Source organism: Novosphingobium sp. APW14, assembly GCF_032337075.1.
In the GTDB taxonomy this organism is placed as follows: Bacteria; Pseudomonadota; Alphaproteobacteria; order Sphingomonadales; family Sphingomonadaceae; genus Novosphingobium.
Window position 1 is genome coordinate 109026 of record NZ_JAVYAB010000002.1, and the last position, 22127, is coordinate 131152.

Below are 22127 nucleotides of genomic sequence, written 5' to 3' on the forward strand. Positions count from 1 at the left end.
CCCCGGCCCGGCTTGTCGAGGGTTAGTCCAGGTTCGGGCGCAGCCAGCGTTCCGTCGTGGCCAGGTCTGCACCGCGCCGCGCGGCATAGTCTTCCACCTGGTCGTGCCCGATCCGGGCCACGCCGAAATACTCGGCCTGCGGATGCCCGAAATAGAAGCCAGAGACGGCCGATGTCGGCAACATGGCATAGCTTTCGGTCAGGGTGATCCCGGTCCTGGCTGGGGCATCGAGCAGTTCGAACAGGATCGGTTTGAGGCTGTGGTCCGGGCAGGCGGGATAGCCGGGGGCGGGGCGGATACCGCGATATTCCTCGCGAATCAGCGCCTCGTTGGTCAGCTGCTCGCCCGGCGCATAGCCCCACAGCGTGGTGCGGACATGCTGGTGCAGCCGTTCGGCAAAGGCCTCGGCAAAGCGATCGGCCAGCGCCTTTAGCAGGATGTCCGAATAGTCATCGTGGGCAGCCCGGAAGCGTTCGAGGTGCGGTTCGATGCCGTGGATGCCGACGGCAAAGCCGCCAATCCAGTCGCCATCGGGATCAATAAAGTCGGCCAGGCAATAATTGGCCCGCTCGCGGCTCTTGCGAATCTGCTGACGCAGGAAGGGCAGCCGGACATGGCGCTCTTCCTCTGCCAGATACAGCTCGACATCATCGCCATCGCGCGCGCAGGGCCAGAAGCCGCAGACGCCCTTGGCGGTCAGCCACTTTTCGCTGATGACCTTCTCCAGCATGGCCATGGCATCGTTGTACAGCGCGGTGGCGCTTTCGCCGACCACTTCATCATTCAGGATCGCGGGGAAATTGCCGGCCAGCTCCCAGGCGCGGAAGAACGGGGTCCAGTCAAAACAGGTGACCAGGTCCGCCAGGTCCCAATCCTCGAACACATGCAGGCCCGGTCGTTCGGGCGGAGCCGGCTTGTCCGAGAAATCTGCCTTGAAGCTGTTGGCGCGGGCATCCTCGAGGCTGAGGAGCACAGTCGCTTCCTTGCCGGCGCGGACATCGCGCATGTGCTGGTATTCGGCGGCGGTGGCTTCGACAAACCCATCGCGCTGGGTATCGGACAGCAGCTGGCTGGCGACACCCACCGCGCGGCTGGCATCAAGCACGTGGATGACCGGGCCGCTATAGGCCGGGTCGATCTTGAGTGCGGTGTGGAGCCTGCTGGTGGTGGCCCCGCCGATCAGCACCGGGATGGTCAGCCCGGCACGCTCCATTTCCTCGGCCACGGTGACCATCTCATCGAGGCTGGGGGTGATCAGGCCCGACAGGCCGATGATGTCCACCTTTTCGGCGATCGCGGTTTCGATGATCTTGGACCACGGGACCATTACCCCCAGGTCGATCACTTCATAGCCGTTGCACTGCAGGACCACGCCGACAATGTTCTTGCCGATATCGTGAACGTCGCCCTTCACGGTGGCCATGATGATCCGGCCCTTGGACTGGGCCGCGGTGCCAAGCGCTTCCTTTTCCGCTTCGATGAAGGGGATCAGGTGGGCCACGGCCTTCTTCATCACGCGGGCCGACTTGACCACCTGCGGCAGGAACATCTTGCCCGACCCGAACAGGTCGCCAACGGTGTTCATGCCCTGCATCAGCGGGCCTTCGATCACTTCGATCGGGCGGCCGCCCCGGGCAAAGATTTCGGCCCGGGCTTGCTCCGTGTCTTCAACGATATGGGCATCGATCCCCTTGACCAGCGCGTGCTCGATCCGGCGGGTCACGTCCCACCCGCGCCATTCCTCGGCTTCCTTTTCGGCCTTGGCGTCGGTGCCCTTGAAGCTTTCGGCAAGGGTGATGAGGCGCTCTGTGGCACCCGGGTCACGATTGAGGATCACATCCTCGCAGGCATCGCGCAACGCCGGGTCGATTGTGTCGTAAACGTCAAGCTGCCCGGCATTGACGATCGCCATGTCCAGCCCCGCCGGAATCGCGTGGTAGAGGAAGATCGAATGCATTGCCCGGCGGACTGGCTCGTTGCCGCGGAACGAGAACGAGAGGTTGGAAAGTCCGCCGCTGAAGTGAACATGCGGGCAGCGCTGGCGAATCTCACGGACGGCCTCGATGAAGTCGACGCCGTAATTGTTGTGATCCTCGATTCCCGTCGCCACGGCGAACACATTGGGGTCGAAGATGATGTCCTCGGGCGGGAAGCCGATCCCGATCAGCAGCTTGTAGGCCCGCTCGCAGATTTCGACCTTGCGGTCCTTGGTGTCGGCCTGGCCCTGTTCGTCGAAGGCCATGACGACCACCGCCGCGCCATAGTCCATGCACTTGCGCGCCTGGTCCAGGAACGGGCCTTCGCCTTCCTTCATCGAGATCGAATTGACGATCGGCTTGCCCGAAACGCATTTCAGCCCGGCCTCGATCACTTCCCACTTGGAGCTGTCGATCATCACCGGCACGCGGGCAATGTCCGGCTCGGCTGCGATCAGCTTGAGGAAGGTGGTCATGGCGTGAACCGCATCAAGCAGCCCCTCGTCCATGTTGACGTCGATCACCTGGGCGCCGTTCTCTACCTGCTGGCGCGCGACCTCGACCGCCTTGGCGTAGTCGCCCGCCAGGATCAGCTTCTTGAATGCGGCCGAGCCGGTGACATTGGTGCGCTCGCCGACATTGACGAAGCGGGCGGAGGATAGGGCGTTCATAGGATCAGGCTGTCATCACGAAGGGTTCAAGGCCGGCCAGGCGGGTGGCGGCGTCCAGCTGCGGGATCTTGCGCGCCGGCAGGCCCGCAGCAGCCTTGGCAATGGCGGCGATATGCGCCGGGGTTGAGCCGCAGCAACCGCCCAGCACGTTGACTTGGCCCGCCTCGGCCCATTCGCGAACCAGCGCGGCGGTCTGCGCGGGCAGCTCGTCGTACTGCCCCAGTTCGTTGGGGAGGCCGGCATTGGGATAGACCATGATCGCGGCATCGGCGATCGCGCTCAGCGCCCGGACGTGCGGGCGCAGCTGGGTCGCCCCGAATGAGCAGTTGAGCCCGATCGTCAGCGGCCGGGCATGGCGCACGGCATACCAGAAGGCTTCCACCGTGTGGCCCGACAGGTTGCGGCCCGAGAGATCAGTCAGCGTCATCGACAGCATGATCGGCACTTCGCGGCCCAGCGCGCGTTCAACCTCGCGCACGGCCATGATCCCGGCCTTGGCGTTGAGCGTGTCGAACACGGTTTCGATCAGGATAAAGTCTGCACCGCCTTCGACCAGCGCGGCCACCTGCTGGCGATAGACATCGACCAGCTCGTCCCAGTCGATCTCGCGGAAACCGGGATCGTTGACGTCGGGCGAGAGCGACAGGGTCTTGTTGGTCGGTCCGATCGCCCCGGCGACAAAGCGCGGGCGGCCATCGCGGGCAAATTCATCGGCCACCCGGCGGGCCAGACGGGCGCTTTCGACATTGATCTCGCGCACCAGGTGCTCGGCGCCGTAGTCGGCCTGGCTGATCCGGTTGGCGGAGAAGGTGTTGGTCTCGGCAATGTCGGCCCCGGCCTGGAAATAGGCGCGGTGGATCGCCTCGGGCACGTCGGGCCGGGTGATCGCCAGAATGTCGTTATTGCCCTTCTGGTCCCGGGAGAGGCCCAGCGAGCCGGCATAGTCCGCCTCGGTCAGCTTGCGCTGCTGGATCTCGGTGCCAAAGGCCCCGTCGATGATCAGGATGCGCTTGGCCGCTTCGGCCAGGAACAGTTCGCGCGGGGTCATGCCTCGGTCTCCGGACGCAGGCCGAGCAGGTGGCAGATCGCATAGGACAGCTCGGCCCGGTTAAGGGTGTAGAAGTGGAAGTTGCGCACCCCGCCGGCATAAAGCCGTCGGCAGAATTCGGCGGCCACCGTGGCGGCGACCAGTTGGCGTGCGGCCGGCTTTTCATCCAGCCCTGCAAACAGGTGGCCAAGCCAGTCAGGCACCGCGGTGCCGGTCATCGCGCTCATCCGCTGGATTGCGGCGAAATTGGTGACAGGCATGATCCCCGGCACGATCTCGGCATCGATCCCGGCGGCAAGGCAGGCATCCTGGAACCGGAAGAAGGTGTCCGGTTCGAAGAAGAACTGGGTGATCGCGCGGCTGGCCCCGGCATCCAGTTTGCGTTTCAGATTGTCGAGATCAGCCGCGGGGCTGGCGGCATCGGGGTGCGTCTCCGGGTAAGCGCTGACTGACAGCTCGAACGGATGGATCTTGCGCAGGCCGGCGACCAGATCAACCGCATTGGCATAACCCTGCGGGTGGGGTTCGAACTTGCTTGCGCCGCCGGGCGGATCGCCGCGCAGGGCCACGATGTGGCGTACGCCTGCTTCCCAATAGGCATGGGCCACTTCGGCGATTTCGTCCTTGGTGGCCTCAACGCAGGTCAGGTGGGCGGCGGCGGGGATCGCGGTATCACGGACGATCCGGGCAACGGTGTTGTGGGTGCGCTCACGCGTGGTGCCGCCCGCGCCATAGGTGACCGATACGAACCGGGGTGCCAACGGCGCGAGCGTCAGCACCGAATCCCAGAGCGTTTCCTCCATCCTCTCGGTTTTGGGCGGGAAGAATTCGAAGGACACGCCGATATCGCCCGGCAGGCCGGCAAATAGCGGCGAGGCATGGGCGCGGTGGTTCTCGCTCGTCAGGTTCATGGCGCGACAGCCTTTGCAACTTTGGATTGGGCCGCAGACGCTCTGCGCGCGGTCCAGATTTTCACGGTAAGCGGCTGGCCGGGAAGGGCGACCGGCGGGGCGGGTACGAACCCGGCATCACTTAGCAGGCCCAGCATCTGCTCGTCCGTAAAGCCAAGCCGGGCGTGGGCGTGGGCGGTGCGCAGTTCCTCGCGGTCATGCGCCGCGAAATCGACAATCGCCAGCACACCATCGGTGCAAGTGACACGGGCGGCTTCGGCCAGGACGATCTCCGGCGCCTGGGCATAGTGCAGCACCTGGTGGAACAGCACCGTGTCAAAGCTTTGCCCGGCAAAGGGTAGCCGCGCGAAATCACCCTGAACCAGGGCATAGGCATCGGGTGGGAGCCGCTGCAACCGGGCGCGAGCGATGCGGAGCATTTCCGGGCTGTTGTCGAGCCCGGTGACGTGGGCGGCGCGCGGCGCGAACAGTTCGGCCATGCGGCCAGTGCCGGTGCCGATATCAAGCAGGCGGCCGAGCGAGCCGGTGCCCAGCGCAGCGTCCAGCGCAGCCTCAACCGGTCCGTCGGGCGAATGCAGGCTGCGCAACGTGTCCCACTCTGCCGCGTGGCGGGCAAAGTAGCTGGCGGCGCTGGTCTCGCGCGCGGCACGGATTGCGGCCAGGTGGCGGCGATCTTCCTGGCAGCGGGCGGCAAAGGCGGCATCGCCTTCTTCGGCCACGGCCAGCAGGCGGGCTGCGGCGGCGCCCAAGGGCGGCGCGCGATCTTCGCCTATCGCGCTGCGCAGGAAGACCCAGGATCCCTCCTTGCGCCGTTCGGCCAGGCCAGCATCGCAGAGAATTCGCACATGTCGTGATACGCGCGGCTGGCTTTGGCCCAGAACCTGTGCCAATTCGCCCACGGCCAGTTCCATATGGGCCAGCAGCCGCATGATCCGCAGCCGGGTGGGGTCCGCCAGGGCGCGCAAAGTGGGATCGATCTTCATCTTGGAGATCATATAAAGAAATCTTTATATCTTATCAACCGCGCATTCGCAGCGGTGGAACGATGCCCTTGCGCGGTTGGCATCGCGCCTGCGGAAGCGTAAAAGGACCAAGGGTTCGCAATGCTTTGCCCCAAGCTGCTGCAGAGAGATTGTCCATGAAGAAGATCGCTTTCGCCACCCTCGTTTCCGCCAGCTTTGCGCTTGCTGCCTGTGGCAGTTCCGATAGCGCGAACGAAGCGGCTTCGCCCGACAACGTCGAAATGCCGGCGGAAGAGGCGGTTGGCGGGATCGACGCGGCAGCGACCCCGGCAGCCGATGCGGCGGCTACCGAAACCGGCACGGCAACAGATGCGGCAACCGAGGCTGCCTCCACCGGGGCCACTTCGGCAGCTCCGGCCACCGGCGTTCCGGCCGGCGATGGCCCGACGCCGCCAGCTAAGAAGTAAGCCTTGGGCAAGGCTGCACTGCTGACCACGCTTGCCGCGCTGGCGCTTGCCGGCTGCGGCAAGGCAGACGATGACGCTGGTCGGGGCGGGGTCAGCGCCAGTGAGGCCAAGGCGCTGGACGAAGCCGCGCAGATGCTTGAAGCGCGGCGTCTCCCGGCCAGTCCGGCCCCGGCCGCATCGAACCAGGCGGCACCCGCGCCGCGCTAATCAGTCAAACGAAACCCGGCCGCGCCCGGCCTTGATTGCGCCGCGGCGCTTTTTTCCGGCCAGCCGCTCAGTCTTGCCGACGCGGTTGAGGCGGCTCTTGGCCCGCTTTTCGGGCAGTTTCTGCGCCTCGGTCAGCAGTTCGGCCAGGCGTTCGCGGGCATCGGCGCGGTTGGCTTCCTGGGTGCGAAAGCGGCGCGCGGTGAGCACCAGTTCGCCTTTGGCTGTCATCCGCGATCCCGCCAGTTGCCTGAAACGGTGGAACACTTCCGGCTTCAGCCGCAGGGCATAGACATCAAGCCGCAGCTGGACAGCAGTGGCAACCTTGTTGACGTTCTGCCCGCCCGGTCCGGCCGCGGCGATGAAGCTCTCGCTCACCAGCGCCAACGCCCGGTCGATCAGGTCAGCCATCGCTGAACCCCAATGCGGCGAAATCGGCCGGCAGCGGTGCCTTGGCGTGGACCGGCGGCTTGCCTTCGCGCGGGACAGTCAGTTCGGCGGCGTGGAGCATGGTGCGTTTTGCTCCGGGCACCGGCCCGGCCCCGTAAACTGGATCGCCGAGCAGCGCTGCGCCAAGCCCCGCTAGGGCGTGAACACGGATCTGATGCGTACGGCCGGTTTCGGGGCGGAATTCTACCAGCGTCACCCCGTCGCGCTCAGCCAGTTTGCGCCAGTGCGTGACCGAAGGCTTGCCCTTCTTCGCCGGGATCATCCGCCAGCCCTTTTCGGCACTGCTGATCTTGGTGAGGGCCAGCTCGATCGTGCCTTCATCGCCTTCAACCGGTCCGGCAACCACGCCGAGGTAGACCTTTGCCACTTCGCGCGCCTCGAAGGCGGCATTGAAGCGTTTCAGCGCCTTGGGGTTGCGGGCAAACAGCAGGCAGCCCGACGTATCGGTATCAAGCCGGTGGACCGGCACGGGCGAACGGGCAAAGCCCAGCCGCAATTCGCTGGCGCGGTCTTCCAGGCAGGGGCCGCCTGCACGCGGACGCTCAATCGGCAGGCCAGCCGGCTTGTCGATGATCAGGGCCTCGCCGTCTTCGAACAGGACCGGAATGGAATTCATGTCAGCGCCTTTGCAATGCGCCGCAGCGCTTCCGTCAATCGATCCTCGTCAGTTGCGAAGCTGATCCGGAAGCCAAAGTCCCCGCCAAAGGCCGAAGCGGCCACCACGGCGACACCATGCTCCAGCAGATGGAGGCAGAGTGCCTGGTCATCCGCAAAGCGCCCTTGCAGCGGCGCGGCATCAACCATGCAGTAGAACGCCCCCTCGGGGATCGGGGTCGAAAGGCCAGGTACGGCATTGATCGCCGAAACGCAAAGATCGCGGCGGGCACGGAACCGCTCGCGCCAATCAGCCAGAAAATCCTGCGGCCCTTCCAGCGCGGCCACTGCCGCGGCCTGGCTGAGCGAGGCCGGATTGCCCGAGGAGTGTGACTGCAGCCGGGCCATCGCCTCGACCAGCCAGAGAGGGCCCGTCGCGACGCCGATCCGCAGGCCGGTCATGGCGTGGCTCTTCGATACGCCAGAGATTGTCAGCACCCGCTCCGCCAGGTCCGGGCAGGCGACGGCCAGGGTGGCGTGGCCGCCAGAGCCGTATCGCAGCGGAGCATAGATATCGTCGCTCATCACCAGCACCTGGGGGTGGCGCGCGAGAACCGCGCCCAGCGCTTGCAGGTCTGCAGCCGAATAGACTGCGCCGGTCGGGTTGCCGGGGCTGTTGAGCAGCAGCCAGCGGGTGCGCGGGGTGATCGCGGCTTCGAGCTGTTCGGCAGTGATCCGGAACCCGCCGATCGCCGTGGTCTTGAGCGGCACAACCTCGGCCCCGGCAAAGCGGGCAATCTCGGGATAGCTGACCCACCACGGTGCGGGGATCAGCACTTCATCACCGGGATTGAGCGTGGCCAGCAGGGCATGGAAGATCGCCTGCTTGCCGCCGGCGCTGACCACCACGCGCTCCGGTGTGGTTGCCAGGCCCAGATCGCGCGCAAAATGCAGCGCCGCTGCCGCGCGCAGCCGGGCCGTGCCCGCCACTGGCGTGTACTTGGTGTCGCCTGCGTCCAGTGCGGCACGCACTGCCCCAGCAACATGGGGCGGCATGGCGAAATCGGGTTCACCGACCGACAGCGAAATGATGTCACGCCCTTCCGCGCGCAGTGCAGCAGCGCGATCGGTCATGGCCGTCGTCTGCGACGCGGCGATCCGGGCGAGTGCGGCTGAAATCACGGCAGCAGTTGCGCCGCAACCAGCCCGCGCAACGCATTGCCGATCAGGAAACCATCCTTGAGGTGGTCGAGCGTGAGTTCGGCCTCAACCGCCTGCCCGGATTCGAGCAGCGAGCGGCGCAGCACGCCTGGCAGTAACCCCAGCCGCGCCGGCGGTGTCAGCAAGCGGCCATCGCGTTCGACAAACAGGTTGGTGATGCAGCCCTCGGTCACCAGCCCGTCGTCGCGCAGGAACAGGGCTTCGTCGGCACCGGCCGCGCGTGCGGCGCGCAGCCCGGCGTCATAGAATTCGCGGTCGCTGGTCTTGTGGCGCAGGCGCCAGTCCCCGGCATCTACCGGCAAGTGCATCACCGCCACCTGCGCGGGAGCGGGAAGAGGCGCGGGCATTGCCCCGATTTCCAGCGTATAGGCCCCGCTGCGCGCCGCCATCAAGCGCACCCGCGATGGCGCATCGGCCTCAAAGCACAGCGCCTGGATCGCATTGCGTACGGCATGGCGATCAAAGGCAAAGCCCAGTTCCGCGGCGCTGGCCTTGATCCGCTCCAGATGGAACTCCAGCAGCGGAATGCCGCCGTCGGGCGTAAAGGCCATGGTTTCGATCAGATCGAACCCGGCAGCCGATGGCTGGCAAGCGGAACTGCGCACGAAACCTCCCTTGACCAGGCTCTCTCGCCATTCGGGCAGAGCCTCGGAATCGGCAACGATCGCCGATCCCACCCCCAACACTGCTGTCCCCTGGTTATTCTCCGCCGGGGTAAGCCGCAGAGTGCGGATTGCCACATTGAAGGCCGCATCGGAAGTCCCATCCGCCTTTGGCGCGTCGATCCGCCCGATTGCGCCGCAATAAGGGCCGCGTGGATCGCGCTCAGTACTGTTGATCAGTTCCATCGCCCGGATCTTGGGTGCGCCGGTGATCGAGCCGCAGGGGAACAGCGCACGGACCATATCAGCCGCGCCCTTGCCGGGTTGCAGCCGCGCGCGGACCGTGGTCACCATTTGGTGGACGGTCGGATAGCTCTCGACCGCGAAGGGCCTGTCTACCCGCACGCTCCCGGGCTCGGCCACCCGGCTCAGATCGTTGCGCAGCAGGTCAACGATCATCAGGTTCTCGGCCCGATCCTTCACCGAAGTGGCAAGCGCGGCAGCCAGCGCGGCATCTTCAGTCGCATCCCGTCCCCGCGGGCGCGTGCCCTTCATTGGCTTGACCGTGGCTGCCCCGTCCTGCTCGGCAAAGAACAGTTCGGGCGAAAAGCTTAGCAGCCAGTGCGATCCGTCAAACACCACGCCGCCATAGCCCGCACCTGCCGCCGGGCGCAGCGCGGCATAGATCGCGAGCGGATCACCCCGCCAGCTGCCCTTCAGCGGAAAGGTCAGGTTGGCCTGGTAGATGTCGCCTGCGGCAATCGCTTCCTGCAGGGCTGCAAAGGTCTTGCCATAGGCCCCGGCGCTGATCGCCGGATCCAGCGGGCCAATTCGTGCCGAACTGCTTGCGCCATTGTCGGCCAGCCAGGCCGGCACGGCATCGGCGGCAATCTCGGTGAAGCCGGTAAAGGCACCGAACCACACGAGCGGGCCATTAGCGCCAGTGCGCGCCGCCGCGAGCTGCTCCAGCCGCGTTTCCAGCGCAAGCCCCGCCTCATAGGCCAGGTAGCCGGCCAGGTGATGGCCGCGCGCACGCAGCGCTTCGATCCGGGCCAGGGCAGGGACGACGTCTTCCGCCCGCCGCGCCACCACGATTTCAACGGGATCGCGATAGAGGCGGGCCGGACTGGCCCCTTCGGGCCGGGCATCGTCAAGCAGGATAAAAGGGCCATTCATGCACCAGAGCTTCTAACGAGGACCGTCCGTCCATGCAAAATCCTACTCGCCCAAAAAGCTACGTAGTTCTATCTGGATCCGAGTCGCAGTTTCAGGAGCATGACATGAGCGAGATTTTTCTCGGCCTTGGCGCCAATGGTGAGCGTCAGGTGCTGCGGCTGGGCCGGGCCAACCGCCACGGGTTGATTGCCGGAGCAACCGGCACCGGCAAGACCGTTACGCTCCAGACCATTGCCGAACAGTTTTCTGCCGCCGGGGTGCCGGTGTTCATGGCCGACGTGAAGGGGGACCTGGCCGGCATCGCCATGGCCGGAAGCCACGATTTCAAGCACGCCGATGCGCTGGAAAGCCGCGCTGCAGAGCTGGGCATTACTGACTATGTCTATCGCGACAATCCGGCGGTGTTCTGGGACCTTTATGGTGAGCAGGGCCACCCAATCCGCACCACGATTTCGGAAATGGGCCCGCTGCTGCTGAGCCGGCTGATGGGCCTGAACGAGACGCAGGAAGGTGTGCTGACCGTTGCTTTCAAATGGGCCGATGACAACGGTTTGCTGCTGCTCGACTTCGATGACCTGCAACAGACGCTGATCGCCTGTGCCGAGCGGGCCAGCGAACTGGCCACAACCTATGGCAACATTTCCAAGGCCTCGGTCGGCACGATCCAGCGGCAGCTGCTTGCTTTTGAAAGCCAGGGTGCCGACAAGTTCTTTGGCGAACCCGCGTTCGAGATCAACGATTTCATCCGGGTGGATGAAAGCGGAAAGGGCGTGATCAATGTGCTCGCCGCCGAGAGGCTGATGCAAAGCCCCAAGCTTTACGCCACCTTCCTGCTCTATCTGCTGTCCGAACTGTTCGAGGCCCTGCCCGAAGTGGGAGACCCCGAAAAGCCCAGGCTGGTGTTCTTCTTTGATGAGGCCCACCTGCTGTTCGAAGATGCCCCCCAGGCCCTGTTCGACAAGATCGAACAAGTAGTACGCCTGATCCGTTCCAAGGGCGTTGGCGTCTATTTCATCACCCAGAACCCGATCGACATCCCGGAAAAGATCGCCGGCCAGCTTGGCAATCGGGTTCAGCATGCCCTGCGCGCCTTCACCCCGCGCGACCAGAAGGCGATCCGGGCCGCGGCGGAGACTTTCCGGATCAATCCCGATCTTGATGTCGAAACCGCAATCACCGAGCTCAAGGTGGGCGAGGCGCTGGTCTCGACGCTGGATGACGAGGGCGCGCCCACGGTTGTCCAGCGCACCCTGATCGCGCCGCCCCGCTCGCGGCTGGGGCCGGTCAGCCCCAAGGAGCGGGCGATCATCCAGTCGATCAGCCCCTATGACGGCAAGTACGATACCGCGGTCGACCGCGAGAGCGCCGAGGAGGTCCTGCTTCAGAAGTCGGCTGATGCCGCTGCGGCCGCGCAGGTGGTGGAGCAGCAGGGCGAGGACGCCCAGCGCGCCCAGCCGCGCAAGACCACCTCGATGTGGGAAAAGGCGGGCAAGGCGGCTTTTGGTGCCGCGGCGGCATCGGCCGGGACGATGGTGGCGCGGCAGCTAACGGGTCGCAAGGCGGCCGGATCGCCGGTTGCTTCTGCGGCCTCCGCCGCCGCCGGAGCAATCGGGACGGCGTTGGGCGGCGCCATGCTGGGCCGGTTCGCACGCGGGCTGCTTGGCGGGTTGTTGCGTTAGAGGCGGCTCCAGCCGGCGAACAGACCATCCGCAAGCACAACAGGCCACGCCGCGGCGGCACGTGTGAAGATCACGACAGCGGGAACGTAAGCGTAGCGGATAGTCCGCCTCCTGTCCGGTTTGTTAGCTTCAGGCTCCCGCCGTGTTGCTCGGCAATGGCATGGGCAAGCGTAAGGCCAAGTCCCGCACCGCCGGTGCTGCGATTGCGCGATGGCTCGCCCCGCGCGAACGGCTCAAGCATCCGTTCGATCTCGTCATGCGGGATACCTGGGCCGTCGTCGTCGATGGTTACAGAGATACTCTGCGGCTGACGCGCCAGGCTGACTTTGGCCTTGCCGCCGCCGTGGCGCAACGCGTTGCTGATCAGGTTGCGCAGAGCCCGCCGCAGCAGGGTTGGGCGCAGCGGCAAGGTGATGCGTTCCGCACCGGCGTGGAGGACCGCCTCACCCATGTCTTCGAACTCTTCGACCACCTGGGCAACAAGCGCTGTAAGGTCGGTCACTTCCAGTGGATCACCGGGACGGCCGACGCGAGCAAGCGAGAGGATATCATCCAGAATGCGGGCAATATCCTCGATCGTCGCGGCCATGCGGGTGCGCTGCTCGGCGTCTTCGACCGATTCAATCCGCACCCGCAGCGCAGCCAGCGGGGTCTTGAGGTCATGTCCGATCGCGCCCAGCATCACATCCTTCTCATCCAGCAGCCCGGCAATCCTGGCTTCGAGTGCGTTGTGCGCCGCGATGAGTTGCTGGACGTCTGCCGGACCGGCCGGCGGCATGGGATTGCTGGCGTCGCGGGTCGCGGCAAAGTGTTCGACCCGGCGGGTCAGGGCCTTGAGCGGTTGGGTCAGCCGTTTCAGGATCAGCGCAATGGCGCCGACGAGCAAGGCATAGATCACCAGCGTCTGGAGCAGCAGGCCAAGCAGAGGCCGTGCCGGCGGGGGCGGAACCAGCACCCGGGCGACGGCCCACGGACCGGTGGCGTCGCGGCGCACCGCGGCGACGATCACGCTTTCGGGCAACCGGTCCATCTCACCCCGGCGTAACCGCCGCTCAAGCCGGCGCTGCGCCACCGGATCGGTGCCAACCGCGCGTTTAAGGACCTGTACCGATGCCAGGTCCACGCCCTGATTGGCCAGGATGGCGCGCAGCGTGGCTTCCTGTTCAGCCAGGCGCTGATCATCGGGCAGGATTGCGGGCGCGGCGGGTTCGCGCGCGCCGGGCAGGGCATGGGCCATTGCCTCGCGCGGCGGACGGCGGAAACGGCGTGGGACTGCCTCGTCATCGTCACGCAATGCGCCATAAAGCCGGAAAGCAACGGTGTGCATCAAGGCCGCCTCGCGCCGTTCGGCCTGGGCGCGATAGAGCAGCATGGCGTTGATTGCCTGGCCCAGCAGCAGCGCCATGGCCACGGCGAGCAGCAGTTGCCCTTGCAGGCTGCGCGGCCACAGGCGCATCAGGCGTTGCCCCGAACGCGGCGCACTTCGGCGGCGAGCATGTAGCCGCCACCCCAGACCGTTTGGATCAGGGTAGGGTTGCGGCTGTCGGCCTCGATCTTGCGGCGCAGGCGGCTGACCTGGTTATCGACCGCCCGATCAAACTGGTGCGCCTCGCGCCCCTGGACAAGATCAAGCAGCCGGTCACGATCCAGGACCTGGCGCGGGTTTTCCAGGAAGGCGAGTAGCAGCCGAAATTCGACCGAAGAGATCGAGACCATGGCTCCGTCTGGTGCGGTCAGCTTGCGCTTGAGCGGATCAAGGTGCCAACCCTCGAATTCGAACAGATCGTCCTCGATCGGTGCTGGTCCGCCCCGCGCGGTGCGGCGCAGGACCGAGCGAATGCGGGCGACCAGTTCGCGCGGCTCGAAGGGTTTGACCACGTAATCGTCTGCACCGATTTCAAGGCCGACGATCCGGTCGGTCGCTTCGCCCTTGGCGGTCAGCAGGATCACGGGGAGTGCCAGCGCTTCGCCAATGTGGCGGCAGAGCGAAAGCCCGTCCTCGCCCGGCATCATGATATCAAGCAGGACGAGGTCCGGCCGGCCTTCGCGCAGGCGGCTGCGAGCCTCGGCGGCACTGGCCGCCTGAACCACTGCAAACCCCTGGCGCGAGAGGTACTCGGCCAGGGGCTCACGCAGGGCTGGCTCGTCATCGACAAGCAGCAGCCGGGTGGCGGATACAGCATCCATTGGCCGGTATCAGTGGCCTTCGTGACCTTCGTGACCGGCCTTGTCGCCGGCGCTGCGCATGGCCTTCATGTGTTCGCGCATCTTGGCGCGGGCGCCCTGCCGTTCTGCGGCGGTGACGGTACCGTCCTTGTTGGCATCCATCATCTCGAAGTGCTTGCCGTGGGCGGCCAAGAACTCATCGCGTGAGATTGCGTTATCCTTGTTGGTATCGGCCATGCGGGCCATCATGCCCATTGCGCCATGGCCACCGCGACCGCCGCGTCTCATCTTGCCGTCGATCGGCGGGGCAGCATTGGGTCGGCGGGCCATACCCTCGCGCTTGGGGCGACCGGCGGCGAATTCCTCCTGCGATAGCTTCCCGTCCTTGTCGGTATCCATCCGGTTAAAGTGCTCGGCCTGGCGGGCGGCGCGGTCGGCCTGGTCAAGCTTGCCATCCTTGTTCACGTCCATCTTGGCGAACATGTCCGCAGCGCGGGCCTGGGCATCGGCCTTGGTTACGCTGGCCTGCGGGCCGGAACCGGGTGCGGGCTGAGCCATTAGCGCGGCTGGGATAGCGGCAAGGGCCAGCGCGGTCAGCGCGGCAGTACGATTGAACTTGGCCATGGGATCAGAACTCCATCCTTTGGGGCGACGCCGCGCCGGATTGCGAGCAGGGGGAGACAAGTTCCGGCAGCGGCGTCATTGCCACCGAATAGGCTCCACCTGTCGCGACTTTATGCCCGATCCGGGGAATATTGTCGCCAATTGTCGCAAGCCGCCGCCGCCGTTCATCGGGGCGCAATGCGGCCGGCTCAACCCATCACAAAGGCGTTGAGCTTGTTCCCGTCGGGATCGCGGAAGTATCCGGCATAGAACCCTTCGCCGCGCGGCCCGGGCGCACCTTCGTCGGTCCCGCCATGGGCAAGAGCAATGGCATGGAGCCGGTCGACCTGCTCCTTGTCCTTCGCCTCAAGCGCCACCATCACGCCGTTGCCCACGCTGGCGGCCTGGCCGTCATAGGGCTTGGTCACGGCAATGCCGGCCGGGCCGCCGGGTGTGCCCCAGGCGATGAAGGTTTCGAACTCCATCATTCGCGGCGTGTTCATCTCTGCAGCCAGCGCATCATAGAACTTGGCGGCGCGCGGCAGGTCGTTGGTGCCCACAGTAACGTAACCGATCATCGCAATTCTCCCTTCAGATGGATTGCAAGGGGGCGCAGGCGGCCTTCAGCCAAACGAGCGCTTCGCCTGAAAGTTGCGGGGCGAGGATAGCCTCGACCTTGGCGTGATAGGTGTTCCACCAGGCCACATCATCAACCGACAGCAGCGACGGGTCGACCAGGGTGCGATCGATCGGCGCGAAGGTTAGCGTTTCGAAGCCGAAGTATTCGCCCTCCGCGCCATCAATTGCGCGGGGTTCGATCAGCACCAGGTTCTCGATCCGGATGCCGAAATCGCCAGCCTTGTAATAGCCCGGCTCGTTCGAAAGGATCATGCCGGGAAGCAGTTCCTGGCCGGTGCCGGCCTGCCCGCCCTGGGCCTTGGCAATCCGCTGTGGCCCTTCGTGAACCGACAGGAAGCTGCCAACCCCGTGGCCGGTGCCGTGGGCATAGTCCACGCCAGCTTGCCACAGGTATTGCCGCGCCAGGGTGTCGAGCTGAGCGCCGACCGTGCCCTTGGGGAAGATCGCCCGGTCGAGCGCGATATGCCCCTTGAGCACACGGGTGAAGCGGTCCTTGTGTTCGGCGCGCGGTTCGCCCGGGCCAACCCACACGGTGCGGGTGATGTCGGTGGTGCCATCGGCGTATTGTCCGCCGGAATCGACCAGGAAGACCGAGTTCGGCGCAATCGCCAGGTTGGATTCCTCGTCGACCCGGTAATGCGGAATTGCCGCGTGCGGCCCGGCGGCGGAAATCGTATCGAAGGAAAGGTCGCGCAGCAGGCCGGTTTCCTCGCGATAGGCGCGCAACTGGGCCGCGGCCGAAAGCTCGGTCTGCCCGCCCTTGGGCGCCTCGATCGAGAGCCAGTGCAGGAACCTGGCAATCGCCGCGCCATCGCGGGCCTGCGCATCGCGCTGGCCTTGCTGCTCCACCGGGTTCTTCTGCGCCTTGGGCAGGATCGTCGGGTCAAGCAGATCAACCGCGTTTGCCCCAGCCGCTGCAAGCGCGGCATAGACGGCATGGACCGACCGTTCCGGATCGACTGCCACCTTCTTGCCGGACAGCTTGCCAAGCCCGGCGGCGAAGGCGCTGTACGGTTCAATGGTAACGGTATTGCCCAGGTGTGCGCGCAGTTCCGGCGTAACCTTGTCCTCGGCGATGAACAGCTGTGCCGTGCCATCGGCGTGGGCGATCACGAAGGACAGTGCGACCGGCGTACGGTCTACATCAGCCCCGCGGATGTTGAGCAGCCAGGCCACGCTATCCAGTGCCGAGATGACTGCGGCGTCTAGGCCCTTGGCTCCGAGCCATTCGGCCACCTGGCTGCGCTTGGCTTCGCTTGACTGGCCGGCCAGCTCGGTCGGATGGACCAGCGCCGGGGCCAGCGATGGGGCCGGGCGATCGGCCCAGACGGCATCAATCGGATTGTCGCTCACCGGCACCATGGCGGCGCCCTTGTCGGCCAGCGCCTTGACGCAGGCATCGACCCATGGCCTGCCGTGCAGCCACGGATCGAAGCCGATCTTCGCGCCCGCCGGAGCATGATCGGCCAGCCAGCCGGGGATCGGTTCTGCCGGGACCGAGCGGTATTCGAACAATCGCGCATCAACCTGATCGCGCACCTGGATAGTGTAGCGGCCATCGACGAAGATCGCGGCGCTATCGGCCAGCACCACGGCGGTTCCCGCCGAGCCGCCGAACCCGGTCAGCCAGGCGAGGCGCTGGGCATAGCCACCGACATATTCGCTCATGTGCTCGTCAGAAATGGGAATGACGAACCCGTCCAGGCCGCGCGCCTTCAGTTCCTTGCGCAGGGCTTCCAATCGGGCTTCATGGGTATTCATCAGCATGGCTTGCAGTCCTTCTGTTGCCACCATAGAGCCATGACATGAGTCTGACCACACCCCCCAAGGCCGCCAAGAAACCGCACAGCTTCACCCACCACGGAATCACCGTGACCGATGACTATGCCTGGCTGCGCGATCCCGGCTATCCCGAGGTCAAGGACGCCGAAGTGCTGGCCCATCTTGCGGCTGAAAATGCCTGGTTCGAAAGCCGTATGGCGGGCCAGCAGGGCCGGATCGACGCGCTGTTCAAGGAAATGCGCGCCCGGATCAAGGAGGCGGACAAGTCGGTTCCGCAGAAGGACGGCGATTACCTCTACTGGATCGAGTTTGAGGAAGGGGCCGAATACAAGAAGTGGTGGCGCCGGCCCGTGGCGGGCGGACCGGACGAACTGATCCTCGACGAGGTCGCCCTGGCCGCAGGGCACGAATACTTCCGCCTTGGCGCGATTGCGGTTTCGAACGACGGCAAGCTGCTGGCCTGGTCGGTCGACGACAATGGCTCCGAACGCTTCACCGCGCGGATCAAGGTGATCGCCACGGGTGAAGTCCTGCCCGACGAAATCCCCGGCACGCTCTCCAGCCTGATCTGGGTCGCGCAGGACAAGGGGCTGGTCTATTCCCTCGCCAACGAACAGTGGCGCACCGACAATGCCCGGCTGCACTGGCTGGGCCAGCCGCTGTCCAGCGATGTCGAGCTGTACCACGAGGATGACGAAGGCTTCCGCGTTGGTTGCTCGCTCTCGGCCAACGAACAGTGGCTGATCATCGGCACGTCCGATCATGAAACAAGCGAGGTCCGGCTCGTCCCCGCCGCCGATCCGCTTGCCACGCCGCTGCTGGTCAAGCCGCGGCAGAATGGGGTCGAATACGATGTCGATCTGAACGGCGAGACGCTGTTCATCCACGCCAACGATACGCACGAGAACTTCCGTCTCGCCACTGCGCCGCTGGCCGATCCGGCTAACTGGGCCACACTGATCGAGGGGACCGACGAGTTTTACCTCACCGGGTTTGACCTGTTCCGCGATTTCTACGTCACCGAAGGTAGGGTGCGCGGGCTCGACCGGATCGAAGTGCGCTATTACGGAGACCCCGCGCGGGTTGAGCCGATCGAGTTCCCCGAAGCAAGCTTCTCGGCCGGCCTGGGCGACAATCCCGAATGGGCCGTTACCACCCTGCGCTTGTCCTATGAGAGCATGGTCAGCCCGGCTTCGGTGCTGGATTACGACGTTGCATCGCGCCAGCTGACCACGCTCAAGGTCCAGGAAATCCCCTCGGGCTATGATGCTGCGCTCTATGCGACCGAGCGGCTGGAGATTGCCGCGCGCGACGGCACGATGATCCCGGTTTCGGTGGTCTATCGCAAGGATCGCGCTGCTGGCGGCCCGCTGCACCTCTATGGCTATGGTGCCTATGGCATCTCGATCGATCCGGGCTTTTCGACCACGCGGCTGAGCCTGGTCGACCGCGGCTTTGCCTATGCCATCGCCCATATTCGGGGCGGCGATGACCTGGGCCGGGCCTGGTACAAGGCCGGCAAGCTGGAACGGCGGACCAACACCTTCAACGACTTTGTCGATGTGGCCAAGGGCCTGATCGCGCGCGGCTTCACCCAGACCGGAAAGATCAGCATTTCCGGCGGCTCAGCCGGGGGCGAGCTGATGGGGGCGGTGATCAATTCCGATCCCGGCCTGTGGGGCGCGGTCGTGGCGCATGTGCCGTTCGTTGACGTGCTGGCAACCATGCTCGATCCCACCCTGCCGCTGACCCCGGGCGAATGGCCCGAATGGGGCAACCCGATCGAGGACAAGGCCGCGTTCGAGCTGATCCGGTCCTATTCGCCCTATGACCAGGTCAAGCCACAGGCCTATCCCCCACTGCTGGTCACCGCCGGGCTCAACGACCCGCGCGTGACCTATTGGGAGCCGGCCAAATGGGTCGCCCGGCTGCGCGAGCTCAAGACTGACCAGAACGAGCTGCTCTTGAAGACCAACATGGGCGCGGGCCACGGCGGCAAGTCAGGCCGGTTCGAAAGCCTGAAGGAAACTGCAGAGGAGTTTGCGTTCATCCTGTGGCAGCTGGGGGTCTTGGAGTGACGGAGCTATGGCCAACGCGGCTAAGGCTGGAGGCTTGACAGGCTACCGTCGATCCAAATCTCCTGGGGTGGTTTGGCTCCGCTAAAGTCAACCCGACTGCCCGGTACGCCCGTATCCCGAAACTGGAGACTTTTTCCCTCAATTCGCAGCGGGGCCTCATCCACAAGATAGGAGCCGAAATAGCGGCAATCGGCAGAGAATACCACGACCCGGCGATTGGCATGGCCCGATTGCGGATTGATGTATTCGTAGTCCGACAACCGGAAGGCGGCTGCCCCAGTTTCAACAGCACCGATCGTCTTCAATGACGCGCCAAGCCCCGAAAATCCGCTGAAACCTTGCCTTGCGGCATCTGCGAGCGAGCAGGTGGCCTTGCCATGGGCGGCGGTATCGGCGGCGTGTTGAGGTCTACCGCATCCCGGGGTTGCGAGGATGACAGCAAAGGCAATTCCCGCATTCCAGTTCAGATACCGAGCCATTTACGGGTGCCTTCTTTCAGCTCGCGCAGTCATTTCTAAAATGGTTTCCGCATACCATTCCCCGTGCGCTCTAAGCCCCGACTGGCGTGAGTGATCGCTACGTCCGTTGTACCTTTGTAATGATCGCAGGCGATTGCGCCGCCCAACAATCTGCCCCCGCGAGTCCCGAATTAGTGATTTGTGCCTTAGCCATTCCAATGCTGCGTAGGCGCTGGTTGCGGGGGTCATCTTTTGACCTCGCTTGAGTCCGGCAATTCTTACTTTTTCGGGCGACCAGTCACCAGGATTATTGACCTGAAAAGGATCAGTCTGGAATGCAGACCGATTTCCTTCACCGCCGGACTCTCGCATTGCCCAAGCCTTTAGAAACTGAGGCGTTGCGTAATCACTATCCCCGGGTTTCAGTCCATACTTCCTATTGTAGAAGTCGGCGGCCGCCGCAAAGGTATCATCGTTCGATGCACGCCAAGCCCTGGAACCGTCTTGAGGGAAACCTGCGATTTCAGTTGCAGATCGGTCGTGTCTGAGATTTTGCGGGCCTTTGGCAGCTTGCTGAGCATAATTCGTTCTTGCGGTTAGGGCCCTAACGTTGGGATGGGTTTGCCTAGTTCGGCGATTGGAAGGGCCAGTCGAACCTGATGCATTTGTAAAACGACCCAGTTGATCATGGTAAGGATTGAATTTTGCTTCGATTGAATCGTCATGCTCAACCAAGCCGAACCGCAAATACCTCTCAAAGCGTGAAACGGACATGCTCATAACCTCGCAGTGCAGCTGAGAAGTGCTCGAACATAACAAGAACAAGATTGTTTATCAATGGTTTATAGCGAGTATGAATTGAACCTGCTTGGCTGGTGTCTTGCGGAACCGCCAAATTCCGCTCAATCCCATGGCATGTCTGCATTCACCCAAACCTTCACCGCCCTCCCCCAGCACATTGATGAGCTGGGCCATGTCAACAATGCGGTCTGGGTGGACTGGATCCAGCAGATTGCCACCGCGCACTGGTCAGCCGTGGCTGCGCCCGAGCATCAGGCGGCCTATGTCTGGGTCGTGACGCGGCACGAGATCGACTATCGCGGCAATGTCGGCCTGGGTGAGAGCGTGACGGCAGAAACCTTCATTCCTGCCCCGCCGACCGGCGCGCGGTTTGACCGGCGGGTCGATTTTCGCGGGCCGGACGGCAAGGTGATCGTCGCCGCCAGGACGACCTGGGCGATGATCGACAAGGCCAGCGGCCGCCTGGCGCGGGTACGTGATGAGATCGCGGCGCCGTTCCGACCCTTTGGTGAAGGGGCCTAGCCCAGCACCTCGCTGACCGGGGTGTAGGCATAGCCCAGCTCGGTCGCGACCGCTTCGTAAGTCACCTTCCCGCTATGGACGTTCAGGCCATTGGCCAGGTGCGGATTGGCCTTCAGCGCACCTTGCCAGCCCAGGTCAGCGATCCGCAGGGCATGGGGCAGGGTCACGTTGTTGAGCGCATAGGTGCTGGTCCGCGCCACGGCGCCGGGCATGTTGGCAACGCAATAGTGGACAATGCCGTCGATCACATAGGTCGGATCGGCATGGGTCGTGGCATGGCTGGTTTCGAAACAGCCGCCCTGATCGATGGCGACATCAACCAGCACCGCGCCCGGCTTCATGCATTTCAGCATGTCGCGCGTCACCAGCTTGGGCGCGGCGGCCCCCGGGATCAGCACGGCGCCGATCACCAGTTCGGCCTCGCAAATCATCTGTTCGATATTGGCGCGGTTGGAAAAGCGGGTCTTGGCGCGGCTTTCGAAATGGGTGCCGAGCCGTTCGAGCACTTCGGGATCGCGGTCTAGGATGGTCACGTCGGCGCCCAGACCTACGGCCATCTGCGCGGCATTGAAGCCGACCACGCCGCCGCCGATCACCAGCACCCGCCCCGGCAGCACGCCCGGCACGCCGCCCAGCAGCACGCCGCGCCCGCCGTGCGCCTTTTCCAGCGCGGTCGCCCCGGCCTGGATGCTCATCCGCCCGGCCACCTGGCTCATTGGCTTGAGCAGCGGCAGCGTGTTGCCCGGCCCGGTCACCGTTTCATAGGCGATGGCCGTGACGCCGGACTTCACCAGATCGGCGGTTTGCTCCGGATCGGGGGCAAGGTGGAGATAGGTATACAGGATCTGCCCCTCGCGCAGCATGGCGCGCTCGCCGGCTTGCGGCTCCTTCACCTTGACCACCATTTCGCAGTCGTCGAACACCGCTTTGGCATCGGGTTTGATGATCCCGCCGGCCGCGGCATAGGCTGCGTCGTCAGCGCCAATGCCCAGGCCCGCGCCGCTTTCCACCCAAACCTCGTGCCCGTGGCTAACCAGTTCGAGGACCGATTCCGGGGTCAGGCCGACCCGGTATTCGTGGTTCTTGATTTCCTTGACGGTACCAACGCGCATGGGGA

Annotated in this window: 20 protein-coding genes; 5 read left to right on the plus strand and 15 right to left on the minus strand. The window is 64.8% G+C overall.

Translation table 11 applies throughout. From position 1 onward, the window contains the following. Positions 1–22 precede the first annotated feature (22 nt). Genes metH through RQP55_RS03140 form a run of 4 tightly spaced genes read right to left on the minus strand, consistent with a single transcriptional unit; the run spans position 23 to position 5589 of the window. Positions 23–2647, minus strand: a complete 2625-nt coding sequence (gene metH / locus RQP55_RS03125) for a methionine synthase (RefSeq protein ID WP_315608729.1) — start codon at positions 2645–2647, stop codon at positions 23–25. Between the two features lie 4 nt (positions 2648–2651). Next, positions 2652–3695: a homocysteine S-methyltransferase family protein gene (locus tag RQP55_RS03130; RefSeq protein ID WP_315608730.1), complete on the minus strand. Its 1044-nt coding sequence runs from the start codon at positions 3693–3695 to the stop codon at positions 2652–2654. Beyond that, positions 3692–4606, minus strand: a complete 915-nt coding sequence (gene metF, locus RQP55_RS03135; RefSeq protein WP_315608731.1) for a methylenetetrahydrofolate reductase — start codon at positions 4604–4606, stop codon at positions 3692–3694. Before metF ends, RQP55_RS03130 begins: the two co-directional genes overlap by 4 nt. After that, complete coding sequence (locus RQP55_RS03140) at positions 4603–5589, minus strand: metalloregulator ArsR/SmtB family transcription factor (RefSeq protein WP_315608732.1); 987 nt, start codon at positions 5587–5589, stop codon at positions 4603–4605. Before RQP55_RS03140 ends, metF begins: the two co-directional genes overlap by 4 nt. 155 nt (positions 5590–5744) lie before the next feature. Between RQP55_RS03140 and RQP55_RS03145 the strand changes: the two genes are divergently transcribed. Further along, a complete protein-coding gene (locus tag RQP55_RS03145; RefSeq protein ID WP_315608733.1) occupies positions 5745–6035 on the plus strand; it encodes a hypothetical protein in 291 nt (96 codons plus the stop codon). Positions 6036–6038: 3 nt separating this feature from the next. Beyond that, positions 6039–6242, plus strand: a complete 204-nt coding sequence (locus RQP55_RS03150; protein WP_315608734.1) for a hypothetical protein — start codon at positions 6039–6041, stop codon at positions 6240–6242. Here RQP55_RS03150 and arfB read toward each other — a convergent pair whose 3' ends face one another. From arfB to pabB, 4 genes are read right to left on the minus strand one after another with little or no spacing between them, the layout of a single operon-like run. Then, positions 6243–6650: an alternative ribosome rescue aminoacyl-tRNA hydrolase ArfB gene (gene arfB / locus RQP55_RS03155; protein ID WP_315608735.1), complete on the minus strand. Its 408-nt coding sequence runs from the start codon at positions 6648–6650 to the stop codon at positions 6243–6245. Then, positions 6643–7305, minus strand: a complete 663-nt coding sequence (locus tag RQP55_RS03160; RefSeq protein ID WP_315608736.1) for an RNA pseudouridine synthase — start codon at positions 7303–7305, stop codon at positions 6643–6645. The genes arfB and RQP55_RS03160 overlap by 8 nt, the downstream gene beginning before the upstream one ends. Next, entirely contained in the window at positions 7302–8417 is a 1116-nt protein-coding gene (locus RQP55_RS03165) for a pyridoxal phosphate-dependent aminotransferase (protein ID WP_315608999.1), read from the minus strand. The genes RQP55_RS03160 and RQP55_RS03165 overlap by 4 nt, the downstream gene beginning before the upstream one ends. 44 nt (positions 8418–8461) lie before the next feature. After that, a complete protein-coding gene (pabB, locus tag RQP55_RS03170; RefSeq protein ID WP_315608737.1) occupies positions 8462–10282 on the minus strand; it encodes an aminodeoxychorismate synthase component I in 1821 nt (606 codons plus the stop codon). 104 nt (positions 10283–10386) lie between these two features. On the opposite strand from pabB, the gene RQP55_RS03175 reads away from it, so the two are divergent. Beyond that, positions 10387–11961, plus strand: coding sequence for a helicase HerA-like domain-containing protein (locus RQP55_RS03175; protein WP_315608738.1), 1575 nt, complete (start codon positions 10387–10389; stop codon positions 11959–11961). 70 nt (positions 11962–12031) lie between these two features. Here RQP55_RS03175 and RQP55_RS03180 read toward each other — a convergent pair whose 3' ends face one another. The 5 genes from RQP55_RS03180 to RQP55_RS03200 form a co-directional block, all read right to left on the minus strand. Further along, complete coding sequence (locus tag RQP55_RS03180) at positions 12032–13417, minus strand: ATP-binding protein (RefSeq protein WP_315608739.1); 1386 nt, start codon at positions 13415–13417, stop codon at positions 12032–12034. After that, entirely contained in the window at positions 13417–14148 is a 732-nt protein-coding gene (locus RQP55_RS03185) for a response regulator (RefSeq protein WP_315608740.1), read from the minus strand. Before RQP55_RS03185 ends, RQP55_RS03180 begins: the two co-directional genes overlap by 1 nt. 9 nt (positions 14149–14157) lie before the next feature. Beyond that, complete coding sequence (locus RQP55_RS03190; protein WP_315608741.1) at positions 14158–14751, minus strand: EF-hand domain-containing protein; 594 nt, start codon at positions 14749–14751, stop codon at positions 14158–14160. A gap of 188 nt (positions 14752–14939) precedes the next feature. Continuing rightward, entirely contained in the window at positions 14940–15308 is a 369-nt protein-coding gene (locus RQP55_RS03195) for a VOC family protein (RefSeq protein WP_315608742.1), read from the minus strand. A 13-nt stretch (positions 15309–15321) separates the two neighbouring features. Beyond that, positions 15322–17136, minus strand: coding sequence for an aminopeptidase P family protein (locus tag RQP55_RS03200; RefSeq protein WP_315608743.1), 1815 nt, complete (start codon positions 17134–17136; stop codon positions 15322–15324). A gap of 38 nt (positions 17137–17174) precedes the next feature. On the opposite strand from RQP55_RS03200, the gene RQP55_RS03205 reads away from it, so the two are divergent. Further along, on the plus strand, positions 17175–19229 hold the full coding sequence (locus tag RQP55_RS03205; RefSeq protein WP_315608744.1) for a S9 family peptidase: 2055 nt from the start codon (positions 17175–17177) through the stop codon (positions 19227–19229). Between the two features lie 20 nt (positions 19230–19249). On the opposite strand, the gene RQP55_RS03210 is transcribed toward RQP55_RS03205, so the two are convergent. Further along, positions 19250–19708, minus strand: coding sequence for a hypothetical protein (locus RQP55_RS03210; protein ID WP_315608745.1), 459 nt, complete (start codon positions 19706–19708; stop codon positions 19250–19252). Positions 19709–20602: 894 nt separating this feature from the next. On the opposite strand from RQP55_RS03210, the gene RQP55_RS03215 reads away from it, so the two are divergent. Continuing rightward, positions 20603–21010, plus strand: coding sequence for an acyl-CoA thioesterase (locus RQP55_RS03215; protein WP_315608746.1), 408 nt, complete (start codon positions 20603–20605; stop codon positions 21008–21010). Here the strand turns inward: RQP55_RS03215 and ald are convergent. Beyond that, positions 21007–22122, minus strand: coding sequence for an alanine dehydrogenase (ald, locus tag RQP55_RS03220; protein ID WP_315608747.1), 1116 nt, complete (start codon positions 22120–22122; stop codon positions 21007–21009). The genes RQP55_RS03215 and ald overlap by 4 nt on opposite strands. Positions 22123–22127 lie beyond the last annotated feature (5 nt).

Coding starts and splice junctions, on each gene's coding strand:
- metH (WP_315608729.1), bottom strand. CDS start 2,647: ATGAACGCCCTATCCTCCGCCCGCTTCGTCAATGTCGGCGAGCGCACC.
- RQP55_RS03130 (WP_315608730.1), bottom strand. CDS start 3,695: ATGACCCCGCGCGAACTGTTCCTGGCCGAAGCGGCCAAGCGCATCCTG.
- metF (WP_315608731.1), bottom strand. CDS start 4,606: ATGAACCTGACGAGCGAGAACCACCGCGCCCATGCCTCGCCGCTATTT.
- RQP55_RS03140 (WP_315608732.1), bottom strand. CDS start 5,589: ATGAAGATCGATCCCACTTTGCGCGCCCTGGCGGACCCCACCCGGCTG.
- RQP55_RS03145 (WP_315608733.1), top strand. CDS start 5,745: ATGAAGAAGATCGCTTTCGCCACCCTCGTTTCCGCCAGCTTTGCGCTT.
- arfB (WP_315608735.1), bottom strand. CDS start 6,650: ATGGCTGACCTGATCGACCGGGCGTTGGCGCTGGTGAGCGAGAGCTTC.
- RQP55_RS03160 (WP_315608736.1), bottom strand. CDS start 7,305: ATGAATTCCATTCCGGTCCTGTTCGAAGACGGCGAGGCCCTGATCATC.
- RQP55_RS03165 (WP_315608999.1), bottom strand. CDS start 8,417: ATGACCGATCGCGCTGCTGCACTGCGCGCGGAAGGGCGTGACATCATT.
- pabB (WP_315608737.1), bottom strand. CDS start 10,282: ATGAATGGCCCTTTTATCCTGCTTGACGATGCCCGGCCCGAAGGGGCC.
- RQP55_RS03175 (WP_315608738.1), top strand. CDS start 10,387: ATGAGCGAGATTTTTCTCGGCCTTGGCGCCAATGGTGAGCGTCAGGTG.
- RQP55_RS03180 (WP_315608739.1), bottom strand. CDS start 13,417: ATGCGCCTGTGGCCGCGCAGCCTGCAAGGGCAACTGCTGCTCGCCGTG.
- RQP55_RS03185 (WP_315608740.1), bottom strand. CDS start 14,148: ATGGATGCTGTATCCGCCACCCGGCTGCTGCTTGTCGATGACGAGCCA.
- RQP55_RS03190 (WP_315608741.1), bottom strand. CDS start 14,751: ATGGCCAAGTTCAATCGTACTGCCGCGCTGACCGCGCTGGCCCTTGCC.
- RQP55_RS03195 (WP_315608742.1), bottom strand. CDS start 15,308: ATGATCGGTTACGTTACTGTGGGCACCAACGACCTGCCGCGCGCCGCC.
- RQP55_RS03200 (WP_315608743.1), bottom strand. CDS start 17,136: ATGCTGATGAATACCCATGAAGCCCGATTGGAAGCCCTGCGCAAGGAA.
- RQP55_RS03205 (WP_315608744.1), top strand. CDS start 17,175: ATGAGTCTGACCACACCCCCCAAGGCCGCCAAGAAACCGCACAGCTTC.
- RQP55_RS03210 (WP_315608745.1), bottom strand. CDS start 19,708: ATGGCTCGGTATCTGAACTGGAATGCGGGAATTGCCTTTGCTGTCATC.
- RQP55_RS03215 (WP_315608746.1), top strand. CDS start 20,603: ATGTCTGCATTCACCCAAACCTTCACCGCCCTCCCCCAGCACATTGAT.
- ald (WP_315608747.1), bottom strand. CDS start 22,122: ATGCGCGTTGGTACCGTCAAGGAAATCAAGAACCACGAATACCGGGTC.